The organism is thiotrophic endosymbiont of Bathymodiolus puteoserpentis (Logatchev) (assembly GCF_900127505.1).
Classification (GTDB): domain Bacteria; phylum Pseudomonadota; class Gammaproteobacteria; order PS1; family Pseudothioglobaceae; genus Thiodubiliella.
This window is the reverse complement of the sequence record NZ_UEXF01000003.1, coordinates 2,336-5,041: the sequence shown is the minus strand read 5'-3', so window position 1 is coordinate 5,041 and position 2,706 is coordinate 2,336. Positions and strand designations below refer to the sequence as shown.

At 39.0% G+C, this 2,706-nt stretch carries 3 protein-coding genes; 1 reads left to right on the top strand and 2 read right to left on the bottom strand.

Translation table 11 applies throughout. The features are described 5' to 3' along the window. Together BHECKSOX2_RS00050 and BHECKSOX2_RS00045 are read right to left on the bottom strand one after the other, a co-directional pair. Nucleotides 1-692: RHS repeat-associated core domain-containing protein (locus BHECKSOX2_RS00050; protein WP_483444632.1), on the bottom strand; the 692-nt coding region annotated here is incomplete at its 3' end. 260 nt (nt 693-952) lie between these two features. After that, nucleotides 953-1,153, bottom strand: a complete 201-nt coding sequence (locus tag BHECKSOX2_RS00045) for a helix-turn-helix domain-containing protein (RefSeq protein ID WP_180323581.1) — start codon at nt 1,151-1,153, stop codon at nt 953-955. Nucleotides 1,154-1,350: 197 nt separating this feature from the next. On the opposite strand from BHECKSOX2_RS00045, the gene BHECKSOX2_RS00040 reads away from it, so the two are divergent. Then, the gene (locus BHECKSOX2_RS00040) at nt 1,351-2,322 is read left to right on the top strand and encodes a hypothetical protein (RefSeq protein WP_139681948.1); all 972 of its coding nucleotides are present in this window, start codon (nt 1,351-1,353) and stop codon (nt 2,320-2,322) included. Nucleotides 2,323-2,706 lie beyond the last annotated feature (384 nt).

Sequence of the window (2,706 nt, the reverse complement as noted above, 5' to 3'; positions counted from 1 at the left end):
GTTAGCCAAGGGGCTAGGTACCTAGCACCGTAGTAGGACAAGCCACTGCTGTCGTCTCTTTCTTTGCCTGTGTAACGGTAGCGTTTTTGTTGCACTTGAGCTTTATCTTTGCCAGCAATGATGGCAGTGCCACCATAGGGGTAGTAGTGTTCGTAGCTGAGGGTTTGGGCTTTGTCATTCAACTCTAGGGTGTTGGATTGTAGGTGGCTGGTGAGTTGATAGCGAGTTTGGTTGGGACTTTGTGTGTTGTCTTTGTTGCTTTCACTCAGAATGTGGGTGCCGATGTGCAAGGTACTACTTTGTTGCTTTGCTTCGTTGGTTGAGATGTCTAGTGAAGGTGGGTAGTCTCTTTGGCTTTGTGCTTGGCTGTTAGATTCAATCACAGTGCGGACTCGCTTGCCTTGGTAATCATAAACATAGTGTTCTGTGGTGTTACTTTTGTCTGCTTTAGTGAGTTGGTTAAGGGTGTTGTTGTAGTGCCAATTTAAAGTACCAATATTATTTAAGACTAGCAAGTTGCCGTTGGCATCAAAGTCGGTAGTGGATTGCTGGGTTTCGGTACCGCGGTTGTTGTTTGGACGGATGGCGAGGGTTTGTTGCCATGTGCTGCTGTTTGCTTGGTGTGAGAGGTGGGTTAGGTTGTTACCTGTGTCGTAGGTGTATGTTTGATGATAAGTCTCTAGTAAATTCATAAGGCTTCTTCTTTGTGGTGTCGGATGTGCAGCTTCAAGAGCAAATATCTCTCATAATAGCTTTTAAGCCATGAACTAAAAAAGTACCTTTTTCCGAATCTTGCATGCCCTCAACTCATGCACCAAAATCAGATACTAAGGATGCTCTATGAGTATCAAAATGGGCGTCATATTCATCAATTATACTTTTGGCTGTTACAGCGATACTTGAATCTGCATTCATATATTTAAAAGCAGGGTATGCTTCTGGGTTTTCATCTTTATTCCACTTTGTATAGTCTTGTTGTAGTAATAGTACAATATCTTGATGTTTCAGCGCCTAGATTGCGTTTTATCTCTCTACAGACGATAGATAGTGAACGATTAAGTAAAGAGCTAATGGAGCAAATAGACGATCCTTGGTCACGCTCAATCATAATTAATACGGGCTCTTCTGGGCTTAGATGGTAGTAGTTGTTCATAAGCACATTCTCCATTAATGTGTTACATTTGCAAGTTGAATCTAAGCTTACTCATAAGATTATGCTTAGGAACGAGATAAATGAAAGTTAAAAAAATATTTATACCTCATAAAGTTATGTAGAATAAAGCAGGCGAAGATAGTTTCTAAAGATACTTTAGAGGCGTTAAATTTATTTAATTTTATAATTAGAGAAAAATGAATACAATACAATTATATGTTTTAGGTGTGTTGCTTCTCAGTAGTTTTAATGTGCTAGGAGAAGAATGCAATATGAAAACAAGTGACAAAAGTTCATATGCAATCAAATCATCAATTTATTTATATTTAAATGGGACTGAGTTAAATACTTGTAAATGTCAAGCAGGATATGAATTTGACCCCTATATTCCTAAGGGAAGAATATTCTTCAAAGGTCGTGAAGAAAACTCTTTTAGCGAAAAACCACTAGCGTTAGAAGGAATGCGGTTGCAGTGCGTTACACCAAGAGACGATACAAAGCTATCAACAGCTGACTGGGCGGTACCTGTTTCCGTGCTTTCTGTAATGGTTTCAAGTGTGGCGGTTGGTCGTTATATACTTAAACAACCAGTTTCGTCAAGACCACCAGTTTCGTCGGGTGACACTCCAAATACAAATACAATTGATGTATCTGAAGATGGATATCTTACTCCCGCTAACACAAGACCTCCGGTTCCCGTAGAATATGAACATGTGTCATCTATTGACCCAGTATATGATGATGGGGCAGCTGGCCCACTATATAATGACCCAATGTATGATGATGGGGCAGCTGGTCCACTATATAACGACCCAGATGAAACAGTATATAATGATGCGTCATCTACCCCAATATATGATGATGGGGTAGCTGGTCCGCTATATAATGATGGCTCAATTGAGCTAACATCCGCACCTAGAAGAATACCTGTAAACCCCCATTATGAGTTAGAAGATCAAATAGGAGATCAAGTAGAAAGTATTTACTCTAAAGTTAATACACGGAATATGCTACCTGATAACGAGGTAACTGTTAGAGCTAGGGATTTAATGCCAAGCTCTACCGCCGATGCCAGCATAAGAAATCGCCCCCCTTCTCCAGAAGGAATATACGATGAGATATCAAATAATGTAAATTCAGATTCAAAAACTCAATGTAGTATACAATAATCTAGAGGTTGCCTTCCCAAAAACTAGCGCAGTTTATGAAACACATATAAAGAGATCTTTGAATAATTCATAATTTCTACCCCTAATTCGCTTTCATCCATTTTTTTAAAAAATTTTCCAAATTTCTCCATACTTTTTCATAAAAACCTAAAAAACCCCTTTTAAATCTACGCTTTTAGCATTTATTTTCTTGCTTTTTGTTACTTTTTATCCTTTTACCACTCATTGGACGCAATAACCCCTTAACCTTTTTAACCGCTGCATTTCTTTAAAAATATTCATCCCAGTTTTAAGATTGTGACTCATAGCAATCAGCTGTGCTCTGGCTTTGTTTCTTGCCAGTCCAAGGTATCTTGCCTTGCCAAAGCCGTGATGAAGTTTGAG

Bases quoted from the DNA above. Each gene is read 5' to 3' on its own strand.
- BHECKSOX2_RS00045 (WP_180323581.1), bottom strand. From the start codon at position 1,153: ATGAACAACTACTACCATCTAAGCCCAGAAGAGCCCGTATTAATTATG.
- BHECKSOX2_RS00040 (WP_139681948.1), top strand. From the start codon at position 1,351: ATGAATACAATACAATTATATGTTTTAGGTGTGTTGCTTCTCAGTAGT.